Raw genomic sequence first — 1243 nt, 5'->3', positions numbered from 1 at the left:
TTAGGGATATTAATATTAAAGCGGAGACAGCAAGGCCATGCGCCAGACTGGCTTTTGGATGATGACTTAGATCCTGCCATGCTAGAGCAAGCCAGTTGAAAGGCTTAAGCAAAGCGGCGTGGCGAATGGATAGTTGAGATGGGATTCGATGATTGAGATAACTTTGTATGTCCATATTCATTTCCTTGCTTTGTTATAGAGCTCGGGTTGAGTTAGAAAACGGTCGTCAAAATTTGTACTTGATCAATCTAATAACTATGACAACTACTGGTTATCAAAGTTACATTAGCATAGTTGAATTGTTAGTCATGTCACCTAATTTAGTATTAGGATAACGTATAAAAAAAGCCCGCTTCCAGCGGGATTTTTTTATCTCAGTAGCAAGAACATGGCTCGTTGTTTACGTGTGATATTCAATAACAACTCTTTACCGTTATGTGCCAACGGTTTGAAGTCCTTTAAATTATCAATGGGCTGTTTATTGACCGAAGTGATAATGTCATTAGCCCGCAAACCAGCATTCCATGCAGGACCACCACGCTTGACGGAATACACCATTACGCCTGCGATCTGGCCAAAATAAGGCGAGGACTCTTCAATATCACCAAACGTGGCGCCGGATAATTTTGGATGTACCGGACCTTGATGCACTTGTTTTTGGATTTCTTTTACCGTGGCTTTTAACGTTTTTTGTTTACCATCACGCAAGATCTCTAAATCAACGGTTTCCCCAACCATTAACAAACCGATGGTATTTCGCAAAGTATCGGCGTTAAGCAAGGTGGTGCCCTGAATTGATAGAATGACATCACCGACCTCTAATCCGGCTTCTTCAGCAGCAGAATCCTTAACAATACGTGTGACAATGGCGCCTTTTCCTGACTCAATCTCGAAGGCATTGGCGAGCTCATCAGTGATATCTTGCATTTGCACACCAAGATAAGCGCGACGTACTTCGCCAAATTCAAGTAATTGATCAATAACCTGTTTGACCATATTGCTTGGAATGGCAAAGCCAATACCGATATTGCCAGCGCTTTGTCCTGGAGAGAAAATGGCGGTATTAATGCCCACTAATTCACCGCGAAGATTAACTAAGGCCCCACCTGAGTTACCTGGATTGATCGAAGCATCAGTTTGAATGAAGTTTTCATAACCCTCGATGCCTAAACCACTACGGCCTAACGCACTGACGATGCCTGACGTCACGGTATGGCTGAGACCAAACGGGTTACCGATGGCG

At 43.4% G+C, this 1243-nt stretch carries 1 protein-coding gene; it reads right to left on the bottom strand.

The features are described 5' to 3' along the window. Positions 1–369 precede the first annotated feature (369 nt). The coding region (locus tag AC3AYF_RS21340) for a PDZ domain-containing protein (protein WP_487780472.1) at positions 370–1243 on the bottom strand (874 nt) is incomplete at its 5' end.

Source organism: Salinicola sp., from assembly GCF_982684285.1.
Note: the sequence above shows the minus strand (reverse complement) of the source record. Positions and strands in the feature narration are given on the sequence as shown.